Below are 26,244 nucleotides of genomic sequence, written 5' to 3'. Positions count from 1 at the left end.
CCTCAGCGCCCCGGCGGCCGCCTGCGGTTGACCAGGTAGGCGGACCTGCCGAGCACGGCGACGGCGACGGCCGCGGCGAGCGCCTTGACGAGGGGTCCGGCGCCGCCCGCCAGGACGGCCGCGGCGAGCAGCAGGACCACGGCCGCCGAGAGCCAGGGCATCGCCCTTTCGAGGGGCCCTCCGTCGCGGAAGGGGTTCTCCATGCCCGTCTCCTCGTCCGCCCAGGCACCTGTCGCCTTCATCATGCCCCCGTCAGCCCGCCGGGCAGTCGTCCGGTCCCTTCGGTACCTTCACGCCGAGCAGGCGGGCCGCCTCGGCCGTCGTCGTGTGCGGTGAGACCAGCTCCTGCCAGTGGGCCTTCACCCGGGCCGCCACCGTGTCGTGCGGCTCCCGGAGCAGCTCCCGTACGACCTCGGTCTGCTGGGCCGAGACGGACATGCTGCCGCCGTCCGAGGTCAGGACCGCGGCCGAGCCGCTGAGGCTGTCGTCGATGCGGAGGTGGCGGAAGGTGTCCGTCGGGGTGGGGTCGGTGGCCAGGGCCAGCCACATCGTCGTCACCACGCGGGCGTCGCACATGTCCGCGGAGGCGTTTTCACTGCCCGCGACCAGGACCCGGGCGACCCCGACCGCGAACTCGGGGACCCGGTTGCCGCCCCACTGGGTGCCGACGGTGACCGTGCCCGGGGTGGAGCTGGTCGGGAGGGTGGCGTCCGCGGTCAGGTCGGTGATCTCCTGGATGCGCTGGCGGACGGTGAGCCGGGTCGTGGCCGCGTCGCCGCCCGCCTCGGCCTGCACCCGGTGCACCACTGCGGCCCAGTCGACCGTCCAGCCCTTCCAGTCCGGGTACGCGCAGTACCGGGAGCCGGCCCGCTCGACGCACGTCTGGAACTTCGCCGGGTGGTCCGCCTCTACCTTCCGCGCGGCCTGCAGACCGGCGGAGTCCCCCGGCGCCTGACCGGCCGCGCCGGCCACCGCCGCAGCCAGGGCCACGGCCGTCGCCGCCTTCAGGACCCGCGCCCGGCCGCCGGCCATCCACATCGCCACGCACACCAGCAGCACCGTGAGCCCGGTCAGGTACAGCGCGTGCCAGCCCGCCGGGCGGCCCAGCAGTTCACCGGGGACCGGGGTGCCGCCGTTCTCCAGCACCACCGGCCACAGCCAGTCCACGCCGTGCCGGCCCGAGCCGCCGGGCAGCAGGCTGGTGACGAGCCCGATCGCGAGCAGGAAGAGCAGCGGGGCCGCCGGGTGGGGCAGGACCCGGGCCAGCAGCACGCCGAGCGCACCGGCGAGCAGGACGGTCAGCGGGGCCACCGCCAGTTCGTAGACCGAGCCGTGGCCGACCGCGCCCGGCCGCAGCGCCGCCCACGCGAACTGGACGTCGACCACCAGGGCGACGCCGACCGCGAAGGGCACGGCGGACAGGGCGTGGGCGAGCGTACGGCGCGCGGGCGGCATCGCCAGCACCCCGAACTGCTCCTCCAGGCCCCGCCGCCGGTTGAGCAGCGCCGCCCGGTGCACGCACACCAGCAGGGCGACGGCGAGCAGTTCCGGGCCGCCCTGGGTGGCGCGGTCCACGTCGTGCAGGACCGGATACGCGTCCATGCCCTCGTCGCGGCCGAACAGGCCGTACCCGACGTAGGCGAGATACAGCAGGCCGAAGACCAGCAGCGGGATCTGGAGGAGCAGCTGACGGGCCTCGAACACGGCCAGGGCGAAGACGGACGCGGACGCGGTGTCGCGGTCGTGGTCCGCGCGCCCGGCGGCCGCCGGCTTCGTCACGAGTGTCGTCGTCATGCCGCCGCCACCTCGGACTCCGCCGCTTCGAGGACCAGCAGATAGCCGTCCTCCAGGGTCGGTTCGAGCAGGTCGGCGCCGGTGGGCGGGTCGCCGACGTTACGGAAGGCGCCGGTGCCGGTGCGCCAGCTCGCCCGTGCGCCCGGGGCGCGTTCCGTGCTGCTCCAGACACGTCCGGCCGCGTGGGCCGTCAGCCCGGCCGGCGTGCCGTCGTACCGGACCCGGCCCTCGGTGAGCACGATCACCCGGTTGCAGAGCATCGCCACGTCCTCGGTCTGGTGGGTGGACAGCAGTACCGTGCGGTCCTCGCCCGCCTCCGCGATCAACTCCCGGAACCTCATGCGCTGTTCGGGGTCGAGTCCGACCGTCGGCTCGTCCAGGACCAGGAAGCGGGGGTCGCCGACGAGCGCGGCGGCCAGCGCGACCCGCTGCCGCATCCCGCCGGAGAGCCGCTTGATCCGCTTGCCGCGCACGTCGGCCAGGCCGACCTGGTCAAGGACGCGCCGTACCTCGCGATGGCGATCACCCCGGTCGGTGAGCTCCTTGAGGATGGCGACGTAGTCAACGAACTCGAAGGCCGTGAAGTCCGGGTGGAAGCCGGGGGTCTGCGGGAGGTAGCCCAGCGTGCGGCGGACCGCGAGCCGGCCGGCCGGCGTGGCCGGGTCCGCGCCGTGCACCGTGAAGGCGCCGGCGTCCGGCGGCACGGCGGTCGCCAGGACCTTCAACAGGGTCGTCTTTCCCGCACCGTTGGGCCCGAGCAGGCCCGTCACGCCGTCCGTCAGCGACAGGGTGACGCCGTCGAGCGCCGGGGTGCCGCCGTAGCGCATGGTGAGGCCGGCGGCGGAGACAGTGGTGTTCAACGTAGGACTCCAGCGATCAGGCGGTCATTCGGTCGGGCGGTCAGTAGGGCCTGGCGTCGAAGCGGTCCCGCACCTGGTGCAGCAGGGCCGTCGCCAGCGCGGCGAGAGCGGCGGCCACCGACTGGCCTGCCGTGGTGAAGGCGACCGGCGTGTGCGCCGGGTGCATCGCGGCCACCGCCATCAGGGCCGTCCACGCCCCGCCGACCAGTCCGGGCCCGAGCAGCGGGCCCAGCCGGACGGAGAGGGCGAGGCCCGCCGCGGTGAGCGCGAGAGCGGGCAGCAGCCAGCCGAAGGCGAGCAGGCCGTAGCCGGGCAGGGCCAGCGCGGCCAGGCAGTTGAGGCCGAGGGAGGCGGTCAGCGCGGCGACCGTGCGGATCATCAGCAGCCGGAAGCCGTGCGTCGGGGCGACCGCGGCGATCTCGTACGTCGGGTCGAGGACCGGTCCGTACGACAGGGCCACCGCGGCGAGCGGGAGCAGCGGGGCGAGGGCGAGGAACAGGGCCGGGGCGTCCACCGCGTGGACCACGAGGACCGTCGCCGCCAGCACGAACGCCACCGACGCCAGCCAGGAGCGGCGCAGCACCGGGGTCGCGGTGAGCAGCCGTGCGGTGGGCTCGGCGACCCCGACGCGGGTCAGGAGCCGTTCGCCCAGCCCGGGCCGGGGCGCGTCCAGTTCGGCGTCCAGGCGGTCCCAGCCGGCGTCCAGCGCGACCGGGTCGGACACCGACGCGAGCACCGCACGGCAGTCGGCGCAGGAGCCGACGTGGGTGTCGGCCGACCAGAGCAGCGGCGGCGCCAGCTCGCCGCGCGCGTACGCCCGCAGATCCTCTTCGGACACGTGCCAGGTCATGCCAACTCCTCCCGCAGCTGCTTGCGCGCCCGCATCGCGCGGGTCTTGACCGTCCCCGGCGGGATGCCGAGCAGGACCGCCGCCTCGCGGGTGGTCAGCCCGTCGATCACCGTCGCCTGGAGCACCGCCCGCAGTTCGGGCGAGAGCCGGACCAGGGCCCCGGCGAGGTCCCCGTGCTCCACCCCCGCGAGCACGCGTTCCTCCGCCGAGACCTCGTCCCGGTGCCGCAGCCGGGCCAGCGCCTGCCGCAGCCGGCCGCGGGCCCCGTCGCCGCGCAGCGCGTCGACCAGCCGCCGCGACCCGATCCGCCACAGCCACCCGGCGGCGTCACCCTCCTCGTGGTAGCGGGCGGTCCCCCGCCACACCGCGAGGAACGTCTCCTGCACCACGTCGTCGACGACCGACGGATCCGCGCACCGGCCGCGCAGCCGCGCGGTCAGCCACGGCGCGTACCGCCGGTACAGCTCCTCGAAGGCGCGCCGGTCCGCATCCGCCGCGATCGCCCGCAGCAGCTCCCCGTCGCTTCTCGTTCCGCTCACGTCCCCTCATCGCACGAGCCCGGCCGATCGGTTCACGGAACCGGCCTTGACTTTCCGCAGCATCCTGCACCACCCTTTCACTACTCAATTAGTGAAAGGGTGGTTGTACGGGTGGTCGAGTACCGCATCGACCGGCGCTCCGGCGTCGCCACCTACGTCCAGATCGTCCAGCAGACCAAACAGGCCCTGCGCCTGGGGCACCTCCACCCGGGAGACAAGCTGCCCACCGCCCGCGAGGTGGTCGAGGCCACCGCCATCAACCCCAACACCGTCCTGAAGGCCTACCGGGAGCTGGAGCGCGAGGGCCTGGTGGAGGCCCGGCGCGGCCTCGGCACGTTCGTGAAACGCGCCCTGGGCACCGCCCCGGCCGAGTCCCCCCTGCACGGCGAGCTGGACGACTGGGCCGCCCGGGCCCGCGCGGCCGGCCTGGACCGGGACGACGTGGCCGCACTCTTCACCGCCGTACTCGACAAGCACTTCCAAGGAGAGAGTCCATGACCGACACCGCGATAGCGGCGTCCGCGCTCGGCAAGCGGTTCGGCCGGCGCGGGGGCTGGGCGCTGCGCGACTGCACCTTCCGGCTGCCCGCCGGGCGGGTGTGTGCCGTCGTCGGCCCCAACGGGGCGGGCAAGTCCACGCTCCTCGCCCTCGCCGCCGGTCTGCTGGGCGCCACCGAGGGCGAGCTGACCGTCCTCGGCACCACCCCGGCCGAGGCCCGCCCCCGGGTCGGCTACGTCGCCCAGGACAAGCCGCTGTACCCGCAGCTCACGGTCGCCGAGACGCTCCGGATGGGCGCCGGCCTCAACCCCGGGCGCTGGGACGCGGCCGCCGCCGAAGACGTCGTCGCCGGCGGGGACCTGGACCCGAAGTCCCGTATCCGCACCCTCTCCGGCGGCCAGCGCACCCGGGTCGCGCTCGCCCTCGCCCTCGGCAAGCGGCCCGAACTACTGCTCCTGGACGAGCCGATGGCCGACCTCGACCCGCTGGCCCGGCACGAGCTGATGGGCGTGCTGATGGTGCAGGCCGCCCAGTACGGCACCACCATCGCGATGTCCTCGCACGTGGTAGCCGAACTGGAGGACTCCTGCGACCACTTGCTGCTGATCGGCGGCGGCCGGGTCCGGCTGGCCGGCGAGCTCGACGACCTGCTGGCCGCCCACACCCGGGTCGCCACCGAAGCCGGCACCGACCTCGCACCGCACACCGTCGTCGAGTCCCGGACCACCGGCCGTCAGCTCAGCGCCCTGATCCGCACGGCCGGACCGCTGCCCGAGGACTGGCGCACCGCCGCCCCCACCCTGGAGGACCTGGTCCTCGCCCATCTGCGCAACCCCGAGGCCCCGGCCATGGCCGCGATGGAGGCAGCCGTATGACCACCCTGACCGCACCCGCACCGGCCCCACGGGCCCACCTCACCCGCTGGCTGCTGCGCCTGCACCGCCCCGCGCTGTACGTCTGGGCAGGCCTGGTGCTCGCCGCCGCCGTCCTGCTCCTCCTCCTGCACGGCCCGCTGGCCGACGCGGCGGCCGATGCCTGGCGTCAGTACGACAGCTGCACGGACTGGCAGAACTGTACGTACGACCAGAAGGCGATCCTGCGCTACAAGGACTGGTACAACTACGCCACCCTGGCCGTGGCCGCGGTGCCCTTCCTCGCGGCGGCCTGGGCGGGCGGCACGTTCGGCAAGGAACTGGAGTCCGGCACCGCCCGGCTGGCCTGGACCCAGTCCAGCACCCCCGTGCGCTGGCTGGCCGTCCGGCTCGCGGTACCGGCCGCGGCCGTCGCCACCGGCACCGCGCTGCTGGTCTGGCTGCACCGTCTGGCCTGGGTCGCGGGCAACGGCCGTATCGACACCGCCAAGCAGTGGTACGACGTCCCGACCTTCCACACCAACGGCCCCACCCTCGTCGCCCTCGCCCTGTGCGGCCTGACGGCGGGCGCGCTGACGGGCCTGCTGTCCCGCCGCACCCTGCCCGCCCTGGGCCTCGGCCTGCTCCTCACCGGCGCGCTCTGGACTGTCGCCCAGCTGCTCCTGCCCCGCCTGTGGCCGACACGGACCAGCAACGGAGAGGCCTTCTTCGCCCTCCCGAACAGCTCCTGGACGGTGCGGACCGGCAAGCACGCCGAAGTCCCCTACGGCGACTACCACCCCGCCTCGCACTACTGGCCGCTCCAGCTGAACACGACCGTCCTGCTCCTCGCCGTGACGGCCCTGCTGACCCTGGGCTGCTTCCTGGCGCTGCGCCGCCTGACCGGAAAGACGACCGCGTGATGACCGCCCTGTCGGCGGCCCCCGCGACCGCCCACCGCTCCCTGAGCCGGCTGCACCGCCCCGCGCTGCTCGTCCGGGCCGGTTTCCTGCTGCTGGTGACGGGCTGGCTGGCAACTGGACCTACGATCGCGTCTTCATCCCGCGCGGCCCGCTCCTGCCGGCCCTGCTCCTGCTCGGCCTCGCCGTCGGCGCCCTCGCCGGGATCGCGCTGCGCCGCGCCCTCCCGGCACTCGGCGCGGCCGCCGCCGTGACGCTCGTGATCAGGCTGTACCTGCGCGAGGCGTGGAAGCCGCTGCACGGCCCGCTGCACGGCTTCTGGGCGGTGCATCTCCTCGCCACCGCGATGGTGCTCGCACTCACCGTCGCGGCCACCACTGGCGCGTTCTGCGTCTTGCGCCGCCAGGCCCGCTGAGGGACCGTCGGTCCCGCGTGTCCCCCCGTCGGCGCAAGGGCGTACGGAATCCTTGGCGGACGGGCGGACGGGGCCGGTGAGAAGGTCGTACGGGATCGTCACTTTCGTGATTCCCGGAGCCTTCTGGGCCTGATCACAGACGTCCGCGAGCCTCCCTCCGCTATCCCATACGCCATGTCTTCGTAACCATTGGTTCAGACGGACTTGCGACGCTCAGCCAATGAAGCCCGCCGTGCCAGAGCCTTCGCCACCCTCCGAGGTGTTCGCGGGAAACGGGGTCGTCCAGCTCCCACCCGCGCGTTCCGACGCGCCTGTCACGGCCCGGGCGCGGAAGAATGGGGTCATGAGTCAGCAGAACGCCCAGGCAGCCGAGGCCCACCCGTCTCCCACCACCACCCTTGGCGGAGGCCCTGCGGGCCGCGGAAACAACTCAAACGCCCAGCCCTCCGTGGGCTCCATAGCCGCGCACCGCCCGCACACCGTGGCCGCCGTGGTCTCCGACCTGGAACCCGACATCGACGCCGACCTCGACACGTACGAGGAGTCGCAGGTCGACGGGGTGCAGCTGCCCCAGGGGCGCTTCCTGGACCGGGAGCGCAGCTGGCTCGCGTTCAACGAGCGGGTGCTGGAGCTCGCCGAGGACCCGGAGACGCCGCTGCTGGAGCGGGCGAACTTCCTGGCGATCTTCGCGAGCAACCTGGACGAGTTCTTCATGGTCCGGGTGGCAGGCCTGAAGCGCCGTATCGCCACCGGTGTGGCCACCCGGTCCGCCTCCGGGCTGCAGCCGCGCGAGGTGCTGGAGATGATCTGGGCCCGCTCCCGCGAGCTGATGGCCCGGCACGCCGCCTGCTACCACGAGGACGTCGCCCCCGCGCTCGCGGAGGAGGGCATCCACCTGGTCCGCTGGGCCGAGCTGACCGAGAAGGAGCAGGCGCGGCTCTTCACGCTCTTCCGGCACCAGATCTTCCCGGTCCTGACCCCGCTGGCGGTCGACCCGGCACACCCCTTCCCGTACATCTCCGGCCTGTCCATGAACCTGGCCGTCGTCGTACGCAACCCGGTCAGCGGCCACAAGCACTTCGCCCGGGTCAAGGTGCCGCCGTCGCTGTCCCGCTTCCTGGAGAGCTCCCCTGGCCGGTACGTCCCGATCGAGGACGTCATCGCCGCCCACCTGGAGGAGCTGTTCCCGGGAATGGAGGTCGTGGAGCACCACGCCTTCCGCCTCACCCGGAACGAGGACCTGGAGGTCGAGGAGGACGACGCCGAGAACCTGCTCCAGGCCCTGGAGAAGGAGCTCATGCGGCGCCGCTTCGGACCGCCGGTGCGCCTGGAGGTCGAGGAGTCCATCGACCGCGAGGTCCTCGACCTGCTGGTGCGCGAGCTGAAGATCTCCGAGGCCGAGGTCTACCCGCTGCCCGGCCCGCTCGACCTGACCGGCCTCTTCCGCATCTCCGGTCTCGACCGGCCGGAGCTGAAGTACCGCAAGTTCATCGCGGGCACCCACCGCGACCTCGCCGAGGTCGAGTCATCGTCCGCGCCCGACATCTTCGCGGCCCTGCGCGAGCGGGACGTGCTGCTGCACCACCCGTACGACAGCTTCTCCACCTCCGTGCAGGCCTTCGTCGAGCAGGCGGCCGAGGACCCGGACGTCCTCGCCATCAAGCAGACCCTGTACCGGACCTCCGGCGACTCCCCGATCGTCAACGCGCTCATCGACGCCGCCGAGGCCGGCAAGCAGGTCCTCGTCCTGGTCGAGATCAAGGCCCGCTTCGACGAGCACGCCAACATCAAGTGGGCGCGCAAGCTGGAAGAGGCCGGCTGCCACGTCGTCTACGGCCTGGTCGGCCTGAAGACCCACTGCAAGCTGTCCCTGGTGGTCCGCCAGGAGGGCGAGACGCTCCGCCGCTACAGCCACGTCGGCACCGGCAACTACCACCCGAAGACCGCGCGCCTGTACGAGGACCTCGGCCTGCTCACCGCCGACCCGCAGGTCGGCGCGGACCTGTCCGACCTGTTCAACCGGCTCTCCGGCTACTCCCGCCGGGAGACCTACCGCCGCCTGCTGGTGGCCCCCAAGTCGCTGCGCGACGGACTGATCGCGCGCATCGAGAAGGAAATACAGCACCACCGGGCCGGCCGGCCCGCGTTCGTCCGCATCAAGGCCAACTCGATGGTCGACGAAGCGATCATCGACGCCCTCTACCGCGCGTCCATGGCCGGCGTACCCGTCGACATCTGGGTGCGCGGCATCTGCGCGATCCGCCCCGGCGTCACGGGCCTCTCGGAGAACGTCAAGGTCCGCTCGATCCTCGGCCGCTTCCTGGAGCACTCCCGGCTCTTCGCCTTCGGCAACGGCGGCGAGCCCGAGGTGTGGATCGGCAGCGCCGACATGATGCACCGCAATCTCGACCGGCGGATAGAAGCCCTGGTCCGGGTCACCGACCCGGCTCACAGAGCCTCGCTCAACCGGCTCCTCGAAACCGGCATGTCCGACTCCACCTCCTCCTGGCACCTGGGCCCGGACGGCGAATGGAACCGGCACGCGAACGACGCGGACGGCCAGCCCCTGCGCAACATCCAGGAGATGCTCATAGACGCCCGGAGGCGCCGGCGTGGCACAGCAACACCTTGAACCGACGGACCCCACGGCCCGGGTCGTTACCGGGGAAGCCCTCGCGGGCTACCTGCGCGCCCAGGCCACGGAGTTCCTCCGCGCGCTGCGCCTGCACCGGGAGACCGGGACGGTGAGCGCGACGGAGGGGTCCGTCGACGCGGCCCGCGCCCTGCGCCGCTCGGCCCGGCGCATCAGCGGCAGCCTGCACACCTTCCGCCCGCTCCTCGACGCGGACTGGTCCGAGGAGATCCGCCCCGAACTGGCCTGGCTGTCGGGCACGTTGGGCCTTGAGCACGCTTACGAGGCACGACTGGAGCGCCTGTTGCTTGCGCTGCACCGCCTCTCCGGCTCAACGACCCTGCCGAATCAGGCGACTTCGGAGGCGCCTCAGGATCGCGGCAACCTGACCGTCGGCGCGGCCAAGGCGGGCGCCCTCCTGGACCGGCAGCTCACCCTCGCCCGCACCCGGGCCCACTCCACGGCCCTCCAGGCGCTCGGCTCCTCCCGCTTCCACGCGGTCGCCGACAAGGTCGCGGTGCTGGCCAGCGAGGTCCCGCTGACGGCCGCGGCGCCCACCGCCGACCTGCGCCCGTCGGCATCGGCGGCCGAGGAGCGCCTCACCGACGCAATCGCCGCGCTCCCACTGGTCACCGCGGGCCACCCCTACAACGCGGAGGCCCTGGTCCACGGCCTGTCCCCGGACCCCGCCCCGCACCCCCAGGACGGCCCCTGGCACCAGGTCCGCCTCCTGCTGCGCCTGCACCGCTACGCCCGCGAGGTGCTGTGCGGCGAGGGCGCGCCCGTGGACGTACGGCTGTTCGCGGCCGGCCAGGCCCTGAACCGCCACCGCGACGCCTCGGAAGCGGCCGCCGCGGCCGCCGCGGCGGCCCGCACCCCGCGCATCGCCCCCGCCACGGCCTACGCCCTCGGTGTCCTCCACGCCGACCAGCGGCACGAGGTGGAGGCGGCCCGGTTCGCGTTCCAGCAGGCGTGGCAGCAGCAGCGGGTGGAGGCCGTGTGAACGACACCCCGGTGCTGGCGGCGGGCTGCGTGCTGTGGCGCCGCTCGCCGGTCGACGGCGACCTGGAGATCTGCCTCGTCCACCGCCCCAAGTACGACGACTGGTCCCACCCGAAGGGCAAGCTCAAGCGCGGCGAGGACGCGGGCGCGGCAGCACTGCGCGAGGTGGCCGAGGAGACCGGCTACACAGCCACCCTCGGCAGCGAACTCTCCACCGCCCACTACTACGCCAACGACCGCCCCAAGGACGTCCGTTACTGGGCCGGCGAGGCAGGCGAGGGCCACTTCACCCCGAACCACGAGGTGGACAGAATCCTCTGGCTGCGTCCGGCAGAGGCCCGCCGACGACTGACCCAGCCGAGAGACGCCGAACTGGTGGACGAACTACTGACCTCGCTCCACAACACGCAGTAGCGAAACACCCCGTCAGGGGAAGTGCCCCGTCAGGAGGCGATCCTCATAGGGGCGCCAGCTGAGGCGCCCCTTCAGGGGCGCGGGGAACTGCGCGACAAGCCCCCACCGGCCCGCAGCCAGCCAACGACCGAACTCACCCTCCGGCCAAGTGCCCCTCCGCATCGGAACGCGCAAGGCTTCTCGCCCTCCTGGCCGGCCCCCGCCACCCACACGTGCACCGGGCGAAACAGAACCGCCCCTGTTCAACCGTCCCCGCGTCGTGTTCCGCCCCCTGCAGGGCCCGCCCGGAACCGTCCTCCTGCGCCACACCGACAACGTTACCCACGCTCGGTAAAGCGCTGGTATGCGTGACGGCCCCTCCCACCCCTCGTTAAGCGGAACGACAGGGGGCCCGTGACGGACGTACCGGCTGGGGGTAGGCAGGCGATGGATCGGCGGCAGCACTGGCGCGCTGGAAAGACGGCCGTCACCGTAGGGCTCGTGGTCGGCCTCGGCGCCTGCGCCACCGGCTGCGGCGGCGCCACGGCCGAGGGCGTCGGCGGCACCCCCGGCGACAACCCGGTCCCCCTCCTGAAGCGCACGGCGGACACCCTGCGCGCCACCCGCACCTCCGAGGCGACGACGTCGATGGAGATGGCCACCGGAGGCACCCGGGTCACCATCCGCGGCAAGGGCGTCTACGACTACGACAGGCAGTTCGGCAGGCTCACGGTCGTCCTCCCGCAGGACCCCGCCGGTGCCTCCGAGCACCGCCCGATCACCGAACTCCTCGCCCCTGGCGCGCTGTTCATGAAGAACCGGGGCGCCGGGGTGCCCGCCGACAAGTGGGTCCGGGTGGAGACCGCCACCCTCTCCGACGGCAACCTGGTCACCGGCGGCGCGACCGACCCCTTCGCGGCGGCCGAACTGCTGCGCGGCACCCGCACGGCGACCTACCTGGGAAGGACCGAGCTCGCCGGGACCGAGGTCCGGCACTACCGGGGCACCGCCGACCTCGCGGCCGCCGCCCGCTCGGCCTCGGCCGGCAACAGGGCCTCCCTGGCGGCCGCGGCGAAAGGGTTCGCCACCGCCGAGGTCCCGTTCGACGTGTACCTCGACGACCAGGGCCGGATCCGGAAACTGCGGCAGCGGTTCAGCTTCGTCAACGACAGCGGCAAGGGCACCGTGGCGGTCGCCTCGACGACCCTGCTGTACGGTTTCGGCACACCGGTCGACGTGAAGCTGCCACGTCCCGGGGACATCTACGCGGGCCGGATCGCCGAAAACCAGCCGACGCACTAGTCAGGGAACGGCTCTGTGCAACCTGTGAACTAGCCCGTCCGTGCCATGCGCGTTGTGTAGACCGCTGCCTACTCTAGAGAGTCGGTGACGGCAGAGAAGAGGTGATGCACGTGGCTCCGGTCGGCGGTACGGCAGTTCAGGACCACGTGGCCCTCGCCGAGATCGAGCTGTGCGGAGAACTGATCATCGCGGCGTCGGCCGCCGAGGACCGGCTCAGCCTGGCGAGCATCGACGAGGTGCTGCGTGTGACCGAGGAGCGCGAGGCCTGCTGATTCCGGCCAGCTCCGCCCTGGACCCCGGCGTCAGGTCCGCAGCAGGCGGGCGATGGCCTGAGTGGCCTCCTCGACCTTCGCGTCGATCTCCGACCCGCCCTTGACGGCAGCGTCGGCGACGCAGTGCCGCAGGTGCTCCTCGAGCAGCTGCAGGGCGAAGGACTGCAGGGCCTTGGTGGAGGCGGAGACCTGGGTGAGTATGTCGATGCAGTAGGTGTCCTCGTCGACCATCCGCTGCAGACCCCGGATCTGGCCCTCGATCCGGCGCAGCCGTTTGAGGTGCTCGTCCTTCTGCTTGTGGTAGCCGTGCGTGGTCGCCGGCGCTCCGCTTCCGGAGGGCTTCGTGGCGCCGGCCTCGGTGGTCGTCATCGCGTCCTCCGCATTGTCGAGACATATACCCCTGGTGGGTATATGGTAACGAACTTTGCTGGGTATAGGGCCCTCGGGACGCCCCCGTGCTGATCACCAAGCCCGATGGGCGAAACTGGAGGGCGGCCCATTAGCCGTGGCCGGATGATGCGCTTAGCATCAGCCTGACCGAAACCCATGCATACCGAGGACCCCAAGTGCGCTTTCGTCTGACCCCCAGGGAGACGAGCTTCTACGACATGTTCGCCGCCTCCGCGGACAACATCGTCACGGGCTCGAAACTCCTGATGGAACTGCTCGGGGCGGACGCGTCTGCCCGGGCCGAGATCGCAGAGCGTATGCGGGCAGCGGAACACGCAGGTGACGACGCCACGCATGCGATCTTCCACCAGCTGAACTCCTCGTTCATCACGCCCTTCGACCGCGAGGACATCTACACCCTCGCGTCCTCCCTCGACGACATCATGGACTTCATGGAGGAGGCCGTCGACCTGGTCGTCCTCTACAACGTCGAGGAACTGCCGAAGGGCGTCGAGCAGCAGATCGAGGTGCTGGCGCGGGCCGCCGACCTGACGGCCGAGGCGATGCCCCACCTGCGCACGCTGGACAACCTCACCGAGTACTGGATCGAGGTGAACCGCCTGGAGAACCAGGCGGACCAGATCCACCGCAAGCTTCTCGCCCACCTCTTCAACGGCAAGTACGACGCGATCGAGGTGCTGAAGCTCAAGCAGATCGTGGACGTCCTGGAAGAGGCGGCGGACGCGTTCGAGCACGTTGCGAACACGGTGGAGACCATCGCCGTCAAGGAGTCCTGAGCCGTCGATGGACACCTTCGCGCTCGTCGTGACCATCCTGGTCGCGCTCTTCTTCACGTACACGAACGGTTTCCACGACTCGGCGAACGCGATCGCCACGTCGGTCTCGACCCGGGCGCTGACCCCGCGGGCGGCGCTCGCCATGGCCGCGGTGATGAACCTGGCCGGCGCGTTCTTCGGCACCGGGGTCGCCAAGACCGTCAGCGAGGGCCTGATCGAGACGCCCGAGGGCTCCAAGGGCATGGGCATCCTCTTCGCGGCGCTGGTCGGCGCGATCGTCTGGAACCTCGTCACCTGGTACTACGGCCTGCCCTCGTCCTCCTCCCACGCGCTCTTCGGCGGCCTGGTGGGCGCGGCCCTGGCCGGCGGCACGACGGTCCTCTGGAACGGCGTCATCGACAAGGTCATCATCCCGATGTTCCTGTCGCCGGTGGTCGGCCTGATCCTCGGCTACCTGGTCATGACGGCCATCATGTGGATCTTCCGCCGCGCCAACCCGCACAAGACGAAGCGCGGCTTCCGTATCGCCCAGACCGTCTCCGCGGCCGGCATGGCCCTCGGACACGGCCTCCAGGACGCCCAGAAGACGATGGGCGTCGTCGTCATGGCACTGGTGATTTCCGGCCACGAGACGTACGGCGACGGGTTCCCGGTCTGGGTCAAGATCGTCTGTGCCGTCATGCTCTCCCTCGGCACCTACGCCGGCGGCTGGCGCATCATGCGCACACTGGGCCGGAAGATCATCGAACTGGACCCCCCGCAGGGCTTCGCCGCCGAGGCGACGGGCGCGTCGATCATGTTCACCACGGCGTTCCTCTTCAAGGCGCCCATCTCCACCACCCACGTCATCACCTCGGCCATCATGGGCGTCGGCGCGACGAAGCGCGTGAACGCGGTCCGCTGGGGCGTGGCCAAGAACATCGTCCTGGGCTGGTTCATCACGATGCCGGCGGCGGCACTGGTGGCAGCGGCGGCCTTCGGCGTCGTGGACCTGGCGTTCCTGTAGCCCCTTGGCCCACCCGCCCACCCGACTCGCTTCGTAGAGAGGCTAGGTCGAATACCACGTAAGAGGCACGGGACCGTATTCGATGTGCGGCTGCCCGACGAGCCCCGGAAGGGGCGCGGGGAACTGCGCGACCAGCCACAGCGCACCCGCAGTCGACGCTGAACGGAATGGGTCCGAGAGTGCCGCGGTCCGTCGTCGGTCGGGTTGCGCCATCGTCGTGGCTTGTCGCGCAGTTCCCCGCGCCCCCCAAAAAAGACAGGGCACTGCACACCCCGCGCCCCAAGAGACAAGGCGCTGCACGCAGACGGGCCCGCCCCCGGGAGCCAGGGGCGGGCCCTCTTGCATCCTCGCGGTGGCACCGCCATGCAGCACCGCGAGGGGTCGGTGGATCCTCGGCTCAGCCGAAGCGGCCGGAGATGTAGTCCTCCGTGGCCTGGACCGACGGGTTGGAGAAGATGCGCTCCGTGTCGTCGATCTCGATCAGCTTGCCGGGCTGGCCGACGGCGGCCAGGTTGAAGAACGCCGTACGGTCGGAGACACGCGCCGCCTGCTGCATGTTGTGCGTCACGATGACGATCGTGAAGCGCTCCTTCAGCTCACCGATCAGGTCCTCGATGGCGAGGGTGGAGATCGGGTCGAGGGCGGAGCAGGGCTCGTCCATGAGCAGCACCTTCGGCTCGACCGCGATCGCGCGCGCGATGCACAGACGCTGCTGCTGACCACCGGAGAGGCCGGAACCCGGCTTGTTCAGGCGGTCCTTGACCTCGTTCCAGAGGTTCGCGCCCTTGAGCGACTTCTCGACGATGTCGCCGAGCTCGCTCTTCTTGAAGTTGCCGTTCAGCCGCAGACCCGCGGCCACGTTGTCGAAGATCGACATCGTGGGGAAGGGGTTGGGGCGCTGGAACACCATGCCGATCTCGCGGCGCACCGCCACCGGGTCGATGTTGGCGCCGTACAGGTTCTCGTCGTCGAGGAGGACCTTGCCCTCGACGCGGCCGCCGGGGGTGACCTCGTGCATGCGGTTCAGCGTGCGCAGGAACGTCGACTTGCCGCAGCCGGAGGGGCCGATGAACGCCGTGACCGTACGCGGCTCGACGTTCATCGAGATGTCTTCGATGGCCTTGTGGGAGCCGTAGTAGGCGGTGAGCCCGCTTACGTCGATTCGCTTGGACATTTACTTCTTCACTTCCAGAGAGTCGGTCGCTGTCGGCCGGTCAGCGACCGGTCTTGGGGGCCTTCCAGCGGGCGATGCCGCGAGCCACCAGGTTCAGGATCATCACGAAGGCGATCAGCGTGAGCGAGGCCGCCCAGGCACGGTCGTAGGCCGCGTTGGCACCGGCGCTGTCCGCGTACTGCTGGTAGATGAACAGCGGCAGCGACGACTGCGCACCCTCGAAGGGGTTGTTGTTGATGAACGGGTTGCCGAACACCAGCAGCAGCACCGGCGCGGTCTCACCCGCGATACGGGCAATGGCCAGCATGACACCGGTCGTGATACCGCCGATAGAAGTCGGCAGGACCACCTTCAGGATGGTGCGCCACTTGGGCACGCCGAGCGCCAGGGACGCCTCTCGGAGCTCGTTCGGGACGAGCTTGAGCATCTCCTCAGTGGAGCGCACGACCACCGGCATCATCAGGATGGCCAGGGCCAGCGATCCGGCGAAGCCGAAGGGCTGCATCTTGAAGATCAGCATGATGCTGAGGATGAACAGACCCGCGACGATCGACGGGATACCGGTCATCACGTCCACGAAGAAGGTGACGGCCTTCGCGAGGCGACCGCGTCCGTACTCGACGAGGTAGACCGCGGTGAGGATGCCGATCGGGGCGCCGATCAGGGTGGCGAGGCCGACCTGCTCCAGGGAGCCGATGATGGCCGCGTAGGCACCACCGCCGGTGTCGGCGTTGGCGACGACGCCCATGGAGTGGCTGAGGAAGTAGGGGTCCAGGACCTTCACACCGCGCGAGACGGTCACCCAGATCAGGGAGACCAGCGGGACCACGGCGACGACGAAGGCGACCCAGACCAGGGAGGTGGCGACGCGGTCCTTGGCCTGCCGGCGGCCCTCGACACGGGCGGCGATGACATAGGTGCCGAGGACGTAGAGGAGGCCGGCGATCAGACCCCACTGGACCTTGCTGTCCAGGCCGCCGACCAGGCCGATGGCCACGCCGAGGACGATGGCCCCGCCGACGATGGCGTAGGAGGACCACTTGGGGAGGGTGGCACCGCGCAGGGTGCTGGCTGCTGCGGTGCTCATGCGTTGGCCCCCGAGTACTCTGCGCGGCGCTGGATGATGATGCGGGCCGCGCCGTTGACCAGCAGGGTGATGACGAAGAGGACCAGACCGGAGGCGATGAGCGCGTCACGGCCGTCCTCGGTCGCCTCGCCGAACTTGCTGGCGATGTTCTGGGCGAAGGTGCCGCCGCCCGGGTTGAGCAGGCTGGCGTGGATGTCGAAGTCCGGGGAGAGCACGGTGGCGACGGCCATCGTCTCGCCGAGCGCGCGGCCGAGGCCGAGCATCGAGGCGGAGATCACGCCGGAGCGCCCGAAGGGCAGCACCGCCATGCGGACGACCTCCCAGCGGGTGGCACCGAGGGCCAGGGCGGCCTCTTCGTGCATCTGCGGGACCTGACGGAAGACCTCGCGGCTCACGTTGGTGATGATCGGCAGGATCATGATCGCGAGCAGGATCGAGACGGTCAGGATCGTGCGCGGGGCGCCGCCGTCCCAGGAGAAGATCCCGGTCCAGCCGAAGTAGTCGTTCAGCCAGCTGAACAGGCCGGTCATGTGCGGTACGAGGATCAGGGCACCCCAGAGGCCGTACACGATGGACGGCACGGCGGCGAGCAGGTCGATCACGAACGCGACGGGGCCGGCCATGCGGCGCGGTGCGTAGTGCGTGATGAACAGCGCGATCGCGACCGCGATCGGGACCGCGACGGCCATGGCGATGATCGAGGAGACGACCGTGCCGAAGGCCAGGACCGCGATGCCGAAGCTCGGCGGGATGAGGTTGGTGTTCCACTCGAAGGTGGTGAGGAAGTTGCCGTGGTCGCGGTTGATCGCGAGGGCGGCCCGGTAGGTCAGGAAGACCGCGATCGCGGCCATGACCACCAGGAGCAGGATGCCCGAACCGCGGGAGAGCCCGAGGAAGACCCGGTCACCGATGCGGGTGGCACCGCGCGCGTCGCGCTTCTGCTCGGCCGCGGAGGGCTGTGGGGGGGTAGGGGGAGATGCGTCTGATGTCTGCGTCGATATGTCCATCGGGTTCTCCGGTCTGCGGAGTCGCCTGGGGGGCGGCTCGGAGGAGCCGTACGTCCCGCGCGTAGGGGCGTACGGCTCCGGGCGGCGGTGCACCGGACGGTGCGGCCGGGTTCCGTCCGGAACTCGGCCGCACACGCGGATCTTTAGCTCAGGCCCTCGACGGTGGTACGGACCTTGGCGATGATCTCGTCGGGAACGGGGGCGTAGTCGATCGTGGAGAGGACCTTCTGGCCGTCCTCGCTCGCGATGTAGCGCAGGAACGCCTTGGTGGCGGGCAGGGTGTCGGCCTTGTTGCCCTTGTCGCAGACGATCTCGTAGGTGACCAGGCTGATCGGGTACGCGCCCTCGGCCTTGGTCTTGTAGTCGAGCTGGAGCGACAGGTCGCTGCCGGTACCGACGACCTTGGCGGCCGCGATGTCGGCGGTGGCGGACTCGGTGGACGGGGCCACCGGCGCGCTGGCGCCCGTGTCGATGGAGGCGGCCTTGATGCCGTCCGAGACGTAGGAGAGCTCGAAGTAGCCGATGGCGCCGGAGGTCTGCTTGACCTGCTGGGCGACACCCGCGGACTGCGGAGCGGACTGGCCGCCCTTGGCCTGCCAGGCCTTGCCGCCGGAGTACTTCCAGTTGGACGGGGTGGTGGCGATCAGGTACTTGGTGAGGTTGTCCGTCGTACCCGACTCGTCCGAGCGGTGGAACGCCTGGATCTTCAGGTCCGGGAGCTTGGCGGACGGGTTCAGCTTCTTGATCGCCGCGTCGTTCCAGTTGGTGATCTTGCTGTCGAAGATCTTGGCGAGGGTCGGCGCGTCCAGAACCAGGTTGTCGACACCCGGGACGTTGTAACCGATCGCGATCGCGCCGCCGACCATCGGAAGGTCGATGCCCTGGCCGCTGGAGCAGACCTTCTTGGAGGCGGTGACCTCTTCCGGCTTGAGCGCGGAGTCGGAACCGGCGAAGGCGACCTGGCCCTGCGTGAAGGCGGTCACACCGGCGCCGGAGCCGGAGCCCTTGTAGTTGATCTGCACACCACAGGCCTGGGAGAAGCTCTTCACCCAGGCGTCGATCGCGTTCTTCTGCGCGGAGGAGCCGTCGGCAAGCAGCTGGCCCTTGGCGTTGTCGCACTTGATGGAGCTGGCGTTGGCGGAGGCCGAAGACGTGCTCGAACCGCTGCCGCCACCGTTGTCGTCGGAGCCGCACGCCGTAAGGGCCAGGGCGCCGGACACGGCGACAGCACCGAGAGACAGGGCGCGCAGCCGGTTCTTGCGCTGAAGCTTCACTTTCGGGAGTTCCTTCCAGAGGCGCCACCTTCGGCGGCGTGCGAAGTAGGTGGTGGGCGAGGGCCTCCTGCACTGCGCATTAACGACCGCTCACCGCACCCGGTAAGGCCGAAATTAGGCAGAACAGGTGAAGCGGCCGATGGCCATAGGTGAACGGAGGGTGAACCCCTGCCGTCGACCCGGTTAGGTCACGGAACGCTTACGGTGAGGGCACATGCCGGTTCCAACGGGCGGGTTACGCGAACATTTCTTCGCCGTTCGCCATCGCAGTCGTTACGACGTCACAGCATTCGTTACACCACACGGGAACCCGTGTGCGACGGACGCCGTCTCGTCCCACGAAAGCCGACGCGAAAGGCACGGGCATGGAACGGCGTACCTTCATATCTGGCGGGGCGGCCGCCCTCACGGCGACCGCACTGACGGGGTGCAGCTCCGGCGGCACTACCGCGTCCCACACGACCGGCACGCCACTCGCGACCACATCCTCTCGTACGGCGCTGAAGACCACCAGCGCAGCGGCCGCGGCCAACTGGACCGCCCTCGCCCACGCCCTGGACGGCACCCTGGTCCGCCCCGGCGAGGCCTCCTGGACGACAGCCCACCAGCTCTACAACACCCGCTTCGACGGCCTGAAGCCGGCGGCGGTCGCGTACGTGGCCCACGCCGACGACATCCGCACGACGCTGTCGTACGCCCAGGCGCACGCGCTGAAGGTCTCGATCCGCAACGGCGGCCACTCCTACGCGGGCTACTCCTCCGGGAACGGCCGCCTGATAGTCGACGTCTCGAAGCTGAACCGCATCCGCGTCAGCGGCGGTACGGCGGTCGTCGGCGCCGGCTCCAAGCTGATCGACGTCTACCGGGCCCTGGCGGCCAAGGGCGTGACCATACCGGCGGGTTCCTGCCCCACCGTCGGCGTCTCCGGCGTGGTGATGGGCGGCGGCCACGGGGTCGCGTCCCGCGCCTACGGCCTGACCTGCGACAGCCTCACGCAGGCGACGCTGATCACGGCGGACGGCACACAGGTGATCGCCAACGCGAGTACCAACAAGGACCTCTTCTGGGCACTGCGCGGCGCGGGCAACGGCAACTTCGGGGTCGTCACGGAGCTGCAGTTCAGGACGCACCCGACCCCGCAGGGGGTGACGGCGTACCTGACCTGGCCGTGGTCGAAGGCGGCGCAGGTCCTGAAGGCCTGGCAGGAGTGGGGCCCGTCCCAGCCGGACGAGATCTGGTCGTCCCTGCACCTGGAGAACTCGGGCAGCGGCCCGCGCGTCGCGGTGGCCTGCTTCTCCATGGGCACGTACGGCGAACTCCAGAACGCGGTCGACACCCTCGCCCACCAGGCAGGCGCCAACGCCTCCTCCGTCTCTCTCCGCCGCCACGGCTACGAGGAGGCGATGGAGATCTACGCCGGCTGCTCCTCCTTCTCCACCGAGCCGCAGTGCCACCTGCCCGGCTCCACCCCCGGCCGCTCCCCGCAGGGCAGGCTCGGCCGCGAGACCTACACGGCCCGCTCCGACTTCTTCGACCGCTCGCTCTCCGCGGCCGGTATCCAGACGGCCCTGAACCAGATCGCCGCCGTCCGGGGCGGTGCGGGCAGCATCGCGTTCACGGCGCTGGGCGGGGCGGTGAACCGGGTCTCGCCGACGGCGACGGCGTTCGTGCACCGGCGGTCGCGGATGCTGGCGCAGTACATCGTGTCCTGGGGCGCCGGGTCCTCCGGCAGCACGGGCCAGTCCTGGCTGAACGCGGCGCATGCCGCGATGAAGCCGTACGCCTCCGGCGCGGCCTACCAGAACTACACGGACCCGACGCTGACGGACTGGAAGAAGGCGTACTACGGCGACGCCGTGACAAAGCTGACCAAGGTGAAGAAGCAGTACGACCCGGAGAGGTTCTTCTCGTACGCGCAGGGGTTGTAGGGAACCGTTGTCGTCTGCAGGCGCGTGGGGGTTGCTCGCGCAGTTCCCCGCGCCCCTAGAGGGGCGCCATGGCTGCGCGGGCAGTCGTGCCGCTGGGGCGGCACGGGTGGGCGCAGCGGCACCCCGCCAACGCGGGCGAGTGAAACCCCCCGCCCTCAGCCCCGCCTACGCCGCCAGATCCCGCTCCTCCGACTCCACCGTCGTACGGCCCCCCGGCACCAGTCCCACCGCCGCCGACCGTCCCCGCACGATCCACCCCACCCGCGGCGACCCCTCGACCGCCTTCATCACCGGCGTCAGCAAGGCCGTGGCCAGCGGAGAGAGGAGAAGGACGACCGCCGTGCCCAGCGCGAAGCCGCCGACCACGTCCGTCGGGTAGTGCACCCCCATGTACACCCGGCAGAACCCCTCCACCAGCGCCAGCCCTATCCCCGCCACCCCGAACCTCCGGTTGGCGACGAACAGCCCGACCCCCAACGCCATGGTGATCGTCGCGTGGTCGCTCACGAAGGAGTAGTCGGTCTTGCCGGAGATCAGGACGTCGAGCCCCTGGTGGGTGAGGAACGGCCGGGGCCGCTCGACGAAGCCGCGGATGGGAACGTTCACGAGGACGGCGATCGCGGCGGCGAGCGGCGCCCACACCAGCGCGGCCATCGTGGACGCGGCGTCCTCGGCCCCCCGGCGCCGCACGGACCACCAGCACCACACCACCAGCAGCACCATCGCGACCAGCAGCCCGTACTCCCCGACGAACTCCATGCCCCGGTCGAACCAGTGCGGCGCGTCCTTGGCCAGGCCGTTGATGTCGTAGAGCAGGTCGACGTCGGGGTTCGATCCGGATTCGGCGATTACAGCCATCGCGCTGCGGCCCCTTCTCGTCGTCCGGGACGCACCTGGTGTGCGTCGCTCGCTGCCACCCCCGTGGTCGGCTACGTCAACAGGAACGCACGGCCCACACCACTACGTTCCAGGTTCCACCGAATGATCACGCAGACGTTATCGAAGAGAGACACAAACCCCCAGCTCAGGGGGTGGGTTATACGCTCCGTTCACACCGTCGTGGGGAGCGCTTTCGCGCCATCCTCGGTGACGCGGGTGGCCCCGAAGTAGTCGGCCGAGTCGATGGGGTCGAACCGGATCACGGCCCCGGTGTAGGGCGCGTCGATCATGTAGCCGCCGCCGACATAGATCCCCACGTGGTGGATGGCGCGGGAGTTCGAGAGGTCGGTGGAGAAGAAGACGAGATCCCCCGGGAGCAGTTCGCTGCGCGAGGGATGCGGCCCCGCGTTGTACTGGTCGTTGGCGACCCGCGGCAGGGTGATCCCGACACTGGCGTACGCCGCCTTGGTCAGCCCGGAGCAGTCGAAGCGGCCGCCGTCCTGGGCAGTGCCGTTGCCGCCCCAGAGATAGGGGGTGCCGAGCTTCGTCTGGGCGTAGTTGATGGCTCCGGCGGCCTGCTTGGTCGGGGAGAGCCGGCTGACGGGCGCGGCGAAGCTCTCCTCCAGGGTGGTGATCGTCTTGACGTAGTTCTGGGTCTCCTTGTACGGCGGCACACCCTTGTACTTGATGACCGCGTACGCCCCCGCGTTGTAGGCGGCGAGCATGTTGTCGGAGACGTTGCCGGGCACGTCCTTCACGTAGGACGCCAGCTGGCAGTCGTAGGAGGCGGCCGACGGGATCGCGTCGTTCGGGTCCCAGACGTCGCGGACCCCGTCCCCGTTACCGTCGATGCCGTGCGTGGCCCAGGTGCCCGGGATGAACTGAGCTATCCCCTGCGCGGCCGCCGCGCTCTGCGCCTTCGGGTTGAACCCGCTCTCCTGGTAGAGCTGTGCGGCGAGCAGGGCGGGGTTGAGGGCGGAGCAGAGGTTGCCCCACTTCTGCACGAGCGTCTGGTATGCGGCCGGTACGGCACCCTTGGCCAGGGTCTTGCCGGCACCGCCGACCCCGTTGAGGAGGTTCCCGGCGACGACGTACACGCCGATGACGAGCAGCATGACGAAGCTCACGCCGAGCGCCGTCGCCGCCCCGCCGATCACCCATACTTTCCGCACGCCCCAACCCTCCCCCATGTCAGGGCTGCTCTACGCCATTTCGGCGGAGAGTGGCGCTATTTCACAGGAAGACGGCGCACATGACGCCGTTTCAGCCAGCCGTACCGGTCCCGGCGGCTCAGCCGCCGGTGGCGTCCTTGTACAGCTCGGCGGCCTCGGTCCCGAGCACGACGCTGTAGGACGTGTCGGCGGTGGTGCCCCCCTGCTCGTGCCCGCCCAGAACCCCGACCACCTCGTGGTCCCCGTTCACCCAGGGACTCCCGCTGGTGCCTCCGGTGAACTCGGGGCAGTCGATGCGCTGTTGGGTGGCGCTGTGGGCGACGGGCTTGTTGGTGCAGCTGATCGGCACCTCACGGGAGTTGGGGTACCCGGTGACGGTGACGGCGGTGGCGCCGGTGGCCACCCCGGCGGCGAACCGGTTGCTCCCGGTCACGTCCTGGACCCGTCTGCCGTCCAGCTCGTCGACGACGGCGAAGGCGATGTCGCTGTCCTCGTCCTGCCCGTGGGCCCACCCGTCGGGCAGGTACCGCTTCCCGACCTTCCACACCCCGTACGGCGCCTGCCCGTCCCGGTATCCCGGCACGAACACCAGCCCCGAGGCTTCACCGTCCCCGTCGATGCAGTGCGCGGCACTGACGATCAGGTCCCGCTGCGGGCTGTGCACGACGGAGGCGGTGCAGAAGTGGTTGCCGGACAGGCTGCCGGCCTTGCCGGCGGCGAACAGCGCCCCGACTCTCGCGCTCTCCGCCGTGGCCCCGACCACCGCGGTCACCCCGAACGGCCCCGCCGCTTCGTCGGCGGCCGCGACGGAGGCCGAGGTGGCGGACAGCACGACGACGACGCAGAGCGCGACGCGTCGCGAGGTGACAGAGATGCGTGAGGTGCGCTTCATCAGCGCCCACTGTCTCCCACAAAGGTGAGAAACGGTTCCCGACTTCACTGATTTTTTTCTGGGAACCGCCCTTGCGGCCGCACGGCCTCGCCGTACACCGGAAACCCGTCGGTGGCGACTTCGATCCCCAAGGGCTCGGGCAACGGCACGCTCTCGCCGTACTTCCCGGGCAGTACGTCCTGGTAGGCGCCGTTGTCGGGGCGGGTGTGCAGCGCCCAGGTTCCCTTTCGCGGGTCGACGACGAGGAGCACGGGCACCCGGGCGACGGCGTACCAGTCGGCCTTGTCGCGGATCTCGCGGGACTTCTCGGAGGCGGAGATGACCTCGACGGCGAGCGCGGTGTCCTCGGGGGCGGCGAGCCAGTCGTCGTCCTCCATCCACTCCACGGGCAGGACGATCAGATCGGGGGTCACATAGTCGTCGGGGTCGTCGGGGAGAGCGATCGAGGACACCTCGAAGGCTCCCAGCCCTTCCGGCAGCACTCCGTCGATCCGGCGGCGGATCTGATAGACCACGCCCGCGTGCTTCCCACGCGGGGTCGGGGACATCACGAGCTTTCCTCCCACGATCTGCACCCGCAGACCCGTCGCTTCCTCGATCTTCTCGGCGACCTCGCGCAGATTCCCGGGCCGGGGACGCAGGCCGTTCTGAGCGCCCGATGACACGGACATGGCTCGCCGCCTCCGTTCCGCCTCGGCTGCGCGAGCGGGCTCATGGGGAGGACCTACATCCCGCTCGGTTTCGAATCCACCGTACTGGCCGACTTCCGCGCACGCAGCCTGCCCACGCCTCGGATCCGCCTTGACCACAGCCATCACTCCCTCACCCTCCGATCCGACATGATTACGCTAAGTCATCGGACTGACAGTCGGCCCACAGCAGCTTCCCGTCCCTCGCGGCTCCCGGCTCGCGCAGCACGGAGACGCCCCACGACTCGGCGCACGCCTGTACGAGATACAGCCCGCGCCCGCTTTCGGCGTCCCCGCCGACGGAACCGGCGCCGGCCGCGAATCTCGGCGGCACCCGCGGATCCGAGTCCCACACGGCGACCCGCAGCCGCCCTTCCTCGCCCTGGCGGAGCCGCAGGGCGTAGGGGCCGGCGGTGTGCAGATGGGCGTTGGCGAGCAGCTCGGCGGCGATCAGCTCGGCAGTCGGGGTGAGAGCCGAGAGGTCGTGGGCGGCGAGGACGCCACGGAGGGTCACACGAGCGATCCCCGGTGCGCGTGGATCGTGCGGCAGTTGGAGGGTGTAGGACCAGGGCGGGGCTACGGTGGTCATGAAAGTCTCCGATCACTGGGGGAGTTGACTGGCGACCCAGTGGCCTGCCGTCCCGTCGGACGGTGCGCTTCTGGGCGGAGGACCCAGTTGTAAGGTAGCGGCAGGCAGTTAAGTTCTTCACCGATATGCAGGAATCTCCTTTACTGCAACCCGTGTGAGTGACAGCAAGGAGGCGGCAGCCCCGTGAGGAATCCAACGGGTCGCCAACTACGTTTCGGCGTTGAGCTGCGGAAACTGCGGGAGCGCGCGGGCTTGAGCTCCACCGAGGCCGGTCAACTCCTCGGCATCAAGCAGGCTCAGGTCAGCAACATGGAAGCCGGTCGCGTAGGTGTGAGTCCTGAGCGGATGCGCACGATCGGCGGCCACTACGACTGTCCCGACAAGCCGCTGATCGACGCGCTCAGCGAGATGACCGCCGAGCGCACGCGCGGCTGGTGGGAGCAGTACCGCGATCTCGTGTCCGGCTCACTCCTCGACCTGGCCGAACTGGAGTACCACGCCTGCTCGTTGCGCGACTCGACCACCGCCCGTATCCCGGGCCTGCTGCAGACGCGCGAGTACGCACTTGAGATCTTCCGCCAGGCGGTCACCGAGCTTCCACCGCCCGACGTCGAGTACCGCCTGTCCTTCCGCATCAAACGGCAGGCGATCCTCTACCGCGCGACCACTCCGACCCCCTACGAGGCGATCACCCACGAGGCCGCCCTGCGCATGAGGGTAGGCGGCCCCGCAGTCGCCCGAGCCCAGCTTCAGCATCTGCTCGACATGAGCGAGCGGGACCACATCACCGTCCGCGCCATCACGTTCGAGGCCGGCGCCTACCCGGGATCCGGGCAGTCGATCCACTACGCGCACGGCCCGGTACCGCAACTCGACACGGTCTACCTCGACCAGGCCCACGGCCTCGCGTTCCTCGACGCCGAGGCCCAACTGCACAAGTACCGCATGCTGTTCGACCGGCTCGACGCCGTTGCACTCACCCCGGAGAAGACCAGAGACCTCATCCACACCGTGATGCGAGAGCTGTGAAGG

Annotated in this window: 28 protein-coding genes; 13 read left to right on the top strand and 15 right to left on the bottom strand. The window is 70.5% G+C overall.

Going from position 1 to position 26,244, the window contains the following annotated elements; all coding sequences use genetic code 11:
• Nucleotides 1-2: 2 nt before the first annotated feature.
• Genes ACFWPS_RS03635 through ACFWPS_RS03615 form a run of 5 tightly spaced genes read right to left on the bottom strand, consistent with a single transcriptional unit; the run spans nt 3 to nt 4,043 of the window.
• Nucleotides 3-245 carry a hypothetical protein gene (locus tag ACFWPS_RS03635; protein ID WP_383700518.1) on the bottom strand — a complete coding sequence of 81 codons (243 nt, stop codon included), beginning with the start codon at nt 243-245 and terminating at the stop codon, nt 3-5.
• 7 nt (nt 246-252) lie between these two features.
• Nucleotides 253-1,794 carry an ABC transporter permease gene (locus ACFWPS_RS03630; protein WP_383700515.1) on the bottom strand — a complete coding sequence of 514 codons (1,542 nt, stop codon included), beginning with the start codon at nt 1,792-1,794 and terminating at the stop codon, nt 253-255.
• Nucleotides 1,791-2,654 carry an ABC transporter ATP-binding protein gene (locus ACFWPS_RS03625; protein ID WP_383700513.1) on the bottom strand — a complete coding sequence of 288 codons (864 nt, stop codon included), beginning with the start codon at nt 2,652-2,654 and terminating at the stop codon, nt 1,791-1,793. The genes ACFWPS_RS03630 and ACFWPS_RS03625 overlap by 4 nt, the downstream gene beginning before the upstream one ends.
• 40 nt (nt 2,655-2,694) lie before the next feature.
• Nucleotides 2,695-3,504, bottom strand: a complete 810-nt coding sequence (locus tag ACFWPS_RS03620) for a zf-HC2 domain-containing protein (protein WP_383700511.1) — start codon at nt 3,502-3,504, stop codon at nt 2,695-2,697.
• Nucleotides 3,501-4,043, bottom strand: a complete 543-nt coding sequence (locus ACFWPS_RS03615; RefSeq protein WP_383700509.1) for an RNA polymerase sigma factor — start codon at nt 4,041-4,043, stop codon at nt 3,501-3,503. Before ACFWPS_RS03615 ends, ACFWPS_RS03620 begins: the two co-directional genes overlap by 4 nt.
• A 111-nt stretch (nt 4,044-4,154) precedes the next feature.
• Between ACFWPS_RS03615 and ACFWPS_RS03610 the strand changes: the two genes are divergently transcribed.
• The 9 genes from ACFWPS_RS03610 to ACFWPS_RS03570 all read left to right on the top strand — a co-directional run bounded on the left by ACFWPS_RS03610 (nt 4,155) and on the right by ACFWPS_RS03570 (nt 12,328).
• The gene (locus ACFWPS_RS03610) at nt 4,155-4,541 is read left to right on the top strand and encodes a GntR family transcriptional regulator (protein WP_383701016.1); all 387 of its coding nucleotides are present in this window, start codon (nt 4,155-4,157) and stop codon (nt 4,539-4,541) included.
• On the top strand, nt 4,538-5,416 hold the full coding sequence (locus tag ACFWPS_RS03605) for an ABC transporter ATP-binding protein (protein WP_383700507.1): 879 nt from the start codon (nt 4,538-4,540) through the stop codon (nt 5,414-5,416). Before ACFWPS_RS03610 ends, ACFWPS_RS03605 begins: the two co-directional genes overlap by 4 nt.
• Complete coding sequence (locus ACFWPS_RS03600) at nt 5,413-6,315, top strand: ABC transporter permease (protein WP_383700505.1); 903 nt, start codon at nt 5,413-5,415, stop codon at nt 6,313-6,315. Before ACFWPS_RS03605 ends, ACFWPS_RS03600 begins: the two co-directional genes overlap by 4 nt.
• 256 nt (nt 6,316-6,571) lie before the next feature.
• On the top strand, nt 6,572-6,727 hold the full coding sequence (locus tag ACFWPS_RS03595; protein ID WP_383700503.1) for a hypothetical protein: 156 nt from the start codon (nt 6,572-6,574) through the stop codon (nt 6,725-6,727).
• A 220-nt stretch (nt 6,728-6,947) separates the two neighbouring features.
• Complete coding sequence (locus ACFWPS_RS03590) at nt 6,948-9,359, top strand: RNA degradosome polyphosphate kinase (RefSeq protein WP_383700501.1); 2,412 nt, start codon at nt 6,948-6,950, stop codon at nt 9,357-9,359.
• Nucleotides 9,340-10,362: a CHAD domain-containing protein gene (locus tag ACFWPS_RS03585; protein WP_383700499.1), complete on the top strand. Its 1,023-nt coding sequence runs from the start codon at nt 9,340-9,342 to the stop codon at nt 10,360-10,362. Before ACFWPS_RS03590 ends, ACFWPS_RS03585 begins: the two co-directional genes overlap by 20 nt.
• Nucleotides 10,359-10,775, top strand: a complete 417-nt coding sequence (locus tag ACFWPS_RS03580; protein WP_383700497.1) for an NUDIX hydrolase — start codon at nt 10,359-10,361, stop codon at nt 10,773-10,775. The genes ACFWPS_RS03585 and ACFWPS_RS03580 overlap by 4 nt, the downstream gene beginning before the upstream one ends.
• Nucleotides 10,776-11,201: 426 nt before the next feature.
• Nucleotides 11,202-12,056 (top strand): hypothetical protein, encoded by an 855-nt coding sequence (locus tag ACFWPS_RS03575; protein ID WP_383700495.1) that lies wholly within the window; start codon nt 11,202-11,204, stop codon nt 12,054-12,056.
• Nucleotides 12,057-12,160: 104 nt separating this feature from the next.
• Entirely contained in the window at nt 12,161-12,328 is a 168-nt protein-coding gene (locus ACFWPS_RS03570) for a hypothetical protein (protein WP_383700493.1), read from the top strand.
• 30 nt (nt 12,329-12,358) lie between these two features.
• Here the strand turns inward: ACFWPS_RS03570 and ACFWPS_RS03565 are convergent, their stop codons facing one another.
• Nucleotides 12,359-12,697, bottom strand: a complete 339-nt coding sequence (locus ACFWPS_RS03565) for a metal-sensitive transcriptional regulator (RefSeq protein ID WP_217546246.1) — start codon at nt 12,695-12,697, stop codon at nt 12,359-12,361.
• Nucleotides 12,698-12,894: 197 nt separating this feature from the next.
• Between ACFWPS_RS03565 and ACFWPS_RS03560 the strand changes: the two genes are divergently transcribed.
• Both ACFWPS_RS03560 and ACFWPS_RS03555 read left to right on the top strand, forming a co-directional pair.
• Complete coding sequence (locus ACFWPS_RS03560) at nt 12,895-13,515, top strand: DUF47 domain-containing protein (protein ID WP_132892118.1); 621 nt, start codon at nt 12,895-12,897, stop codon at nt 13,513-13,515.
• A 7-nt stretch (nt 13,516-13,522) separates the two neighbouring features.
• A complete protein-coding gene (locus ACFWPS_RS03555) occupies nt 13,523-14,521 on the top strand; it encodes an anion permease (RefSeq protein ID WP_383700491.1) in 999 nt (332 codons plus the stop codon).
• A 397-nt stretch (nt 14,522-14,918) separates the two neighbouring features.
• Here the strand turns inward: ACFWPS_RS03555 and pstB are convergent, their stop codons facing one another.
• The 4 genes from pstB to pstS form a co-directional block, all read right to left on the bottom strand.
• Entirely contained in the window at nt 14,919-15,695 is a 777-nt protein-coding gene (pstB, locus tag ACFWPS_RS03550) for a phosphate ABC transporter ATP-binding protein PstB (RefSeq protein ID WP_383700489.1), read from the bottom strand.
• 40 nt (nt 15,696-15,735) lie between these two features.
• Nucleotides 15,736-16,782 carry a phosphate ABC transporter permease PstA gene (gene pstA / locus ACFWPS_RS03545; RefSeq protein ID WP_383700487.1) on the bottom strand — a complete coding sequence of 349 codons (1,047 nt, stop codon included), beginning with the start codon at nt 16,780-16,782 and terminating at the stop codon, nt 15,736-15,738.
• Nucleotides 16,779-17,789: a phosphate ABC transporter permease subunit PstC gene (pstC, locus tag ACFWPS_RS03540; RefSeq protein WP_383700485.1), complete on the bottom strand. Its 1,011-nt coding sequence runs from the start codon at nt 17,787-17,789 to the stop codon at nt 16,779-16,781. The genes pstA and pstC overlap by 4 nt, the downstream gene beginning before the upstream one ends.
• 143 nt (nt 17,790-17,932) lie before the next feature.
• Nucleotides 17,933-19,063, bottom strand: coding sequence for a phosphate ABC transporter substrate-binding protein PstS (pstS, locus tag ACFWPS_RS03535; protein WP_383700483.1), 1,131 nt, complete (start codon nt 19,061-19,063; stop codon nt 17,933-17,935).
• 365 nt (nt 19,064-19,428) lie between these two features.
• On the opposite strand from pstS, the gene ACFWPS_RS03530 reads away from it, so the two are divergent.
• Entirely contained in the window at nt 19,429-20,991 is a 1,563-nt protein-coding gene (locus tag ACFWPS_RS03530; protein WP_383700481.1) for an FAD-binding oxidoreductase, read from the top strand.
• A gap of 165 nt (nt 20,992-21,156) precedes the next feature.
• Here the strand turns inward: ACFWPS_RS03530 and ACFWPS_RS03525 are convergent, their stop codons facing one another.
• The 5 genes from ACFWPS_RS03525 to ACFWPS_RS03505 form a co-directional block, all read right to left on the bottom strand.
• On the bottom strand, nt 21,157-21,849 hold the full coding sequence (locus ACFWPS_RS03525; protein WP_383700479.1) for a phosphatase PAP2 family protein: 693 nt from the start codon (nt 21,847-21,849) through the stop codon (nt 21,157-21,159).
• 191 nt (nt 21,850-22,040) lie between these two features.
• Entirely contained in the window at nt 22,041-23,060 is a 1,020-nt protein-coding gene (locus ACFWPS_RS03520; protein WP_383700477.1) for an NlpC/P60 family protein, read from the bottom strand.
• A 100-nt stretch (nt 23,061-23,160) separates the two neighbouring features.
• A complete protein-coding gene (locus tag ACFWPS_RS03515) occupies nt 23,161-23,934 on the bottom strand; it encodes a trypsin-like serine peptidase (protein ID WP_383700475.1) in 774 nt (257 codons plus the stop codon).
• 44 nt (nt 23,935-23,978) lie between these two features.
• Entirely contained in the window at nt 23,979-24,605 is a 627-nt protein-coding gene (locus ACFWPS_RS03510; protein ID WP_089101694.1) for a Uma2 family endonuclease, read from the bottom strand.
• A gap of 172 nt (nt 24,606-24,777) precedes the next feature.
• Nucleotides 24,778-25,212 (bottom strand): ATP-binding protein, encoded by a 435-nt coding sequence (locus tag ACFWPS_RS03505; protein ID WP_383700473.1) that lies wholly within the window; start codon nt 25,210-25,212, stop codon nt 24,778-24,780.
• A 183-nt stretch (nt 25,213-25,395) separates the two neighbouring features.
• Here ACFWPS_RS03505 and ACFWPS_RS03500 point away from each other — a divergent pair, with 183 nt between their 5' ends.
• Complete coding sequence (locus tag ACFWPS_RS03500; RefSeq protein WP_383700471.1) at nt 25,396-26,241, top strand: helix-turn-helix domain-containing protein; 846 nt, start codon at nt 25,396-25,398, stop codon at nt 26,239-26,241.
• The last annotated feature ends 3 nt before the right edge of the window (nt 26,242-26,244 follow it).

The sequence above is a fragment of the Streptomyces sp. NPDC058457 genome (assembly GCF_042720695.1).
Classification (GTDB): domain Bacteria; phylum Actinomycetota; class Actinomycetes; order Streptomycetales; family Streptomycetaceae; genus Streptomyces.
The sequence above is the reverse complement of the archived record's forward strand: the minus strand, read 5'-3'. Positions and strand labels throughout refer to the sequence as shown.

Excerpts from the sequence above, each read along its gene's own strand:
- ACFWPS_RS03635 (WP_383700518.1), bottom strand. The coding sequence starts at position 245 with ATGATGAAGGCGACAGGTGCCTGGGCGGACGAGGAGACGGGCATGGAG.
- ACFWPS_RS03630 (WP_383700515.1), bottom strand. The coding sequence starts at position 1,794 with ATGACGACGACACTCGTGACGAAGCCGGCGGCCGCCGGGCGCGCGGAC.
- ACFWPS_RS03620 (WP_383700511.1), bottom strand. The coding sequence starts at position 3,504 with ATGACCTGGCACGTGTCCGAAGAGGATCTGCGGGCGTACGCGCGCGGC.
- ACFWPS_RS03605 (WP_383700507.1), top strand. The coding sequence starts at position 4,538 with ATGACCGACACCGCGATAGCGGCGTCCGCGCTCGGCAAGCGGTTCGGC.
- ACFWPS_RS03600 (WP_383700505.1), top strand. The coding sequence starts at position 5,413 with ATGACCACCCTGACCGCACCCGCACCGGCCCCACGGGCCCACCTCACC.
- ACFWPS_RS03590 (WP_383700501.1), top strand. The coding sequence starts at position 6,948 with ATGAAGCCCGCCGTGCCAGAGCCTTCGCCACCCTCCGAGGTGTTCGCG.
- ACFWPS_RS03575 (WP_383700495.1), top strand. The coding sequence starts at position 11,202 with ATGGATCGGCGGCAGCACTGGCGCGCTGGAAAGACGGCCGTCACCGTA.
- ACFWPS_RS03570 (WP_383700493.1), top strand. The coding sequence starts at position 12,161 with ATGCACGTGGCTCCGGTCGGCGGTACGGCAGTTCAGGACCACGTGGCC.
- ACFWPS_RS03565 (WP_217546246.1), bottom strand. The coding sequence starts at position 12,697 with ATGACGACCACCGAGGCCGGCGCCACGAAGCCCTCCGGAAGCGGAGCG.
- ACFWPS_RS03555 (WP_383700491.1), top strand. The coding sequence starts at position 13,523 with ATGGACACCTTCGCGCTCGTCGTGACCATCCTGGTCGCGCTCTTCTTC.
- pstB (WP_383700489.1), bottom strand. The coding sequence starts at position 15,695 with ATGTCCAAGCGAATCGACGTAAGCGGGCTCACCGCCTACTACGGCTCC.
- pstA (WP_383700487.1), bottom strand. The coding sequence starts at position 16,782 with ATGAGCACCGCAGCAGCCAGCACCCTGCGCGGTGCCACCCTCCCCAAG.
- pstC (WP_383700485.1), bottom strand. The coding sequence starts at position 17,789 with ATGGACATATCGACGCAGACATCAGACGCATCTCCCCCTACCCCCCCA.
- ACFWPS_RS03530 (WP_383700481.1), top strand. The coding sequence starts at position 19,429 with ATGGAACGGCGTACCTTCATATCTGGCGGGGCGGCCGCCCTCACGGCG.
- ACFWPS_RS03525 (WP_383700479.1), bottom strand. The coding sequence starts at position 21,849 with ATGGCTGTAATCGCCGAATCCGGATCGAACCCCGACGTCGACCTGCTC.
- ACFWPS_RS03520 (WP_383700477.1), bottom strand. The coding sequence starts at position 23,060 with ATGGGGGAGGGTTGGGGCGTGCGGAAAGTATGGGTGATCGGCGGGGCG.
- ACFWPS_RS03515 (WP_383700475.1), bottom strand. The coding sequence starts at position 23,934 with ATGAAGCGCACCTCACGCATCTCTGTCACCTCGCGACGCGTCGCGCTC.
- ACFWPS_RS03510 (WP_089101694.1), bottom strand. The coding sequence starts at position 24,605 with ATGTCCGTGTCATCGGGCGCTCAGAACGGCCTGCGTCCCCGGCCCGGG.
- ACFWPS_RS03505 (WP_383700473.1), bottom strand. The coding sequence starts at position 25,212 with ATGACCACCGTAGCCCCGCCCTGGTCCTACACCCTCCAACTGCCGCAC.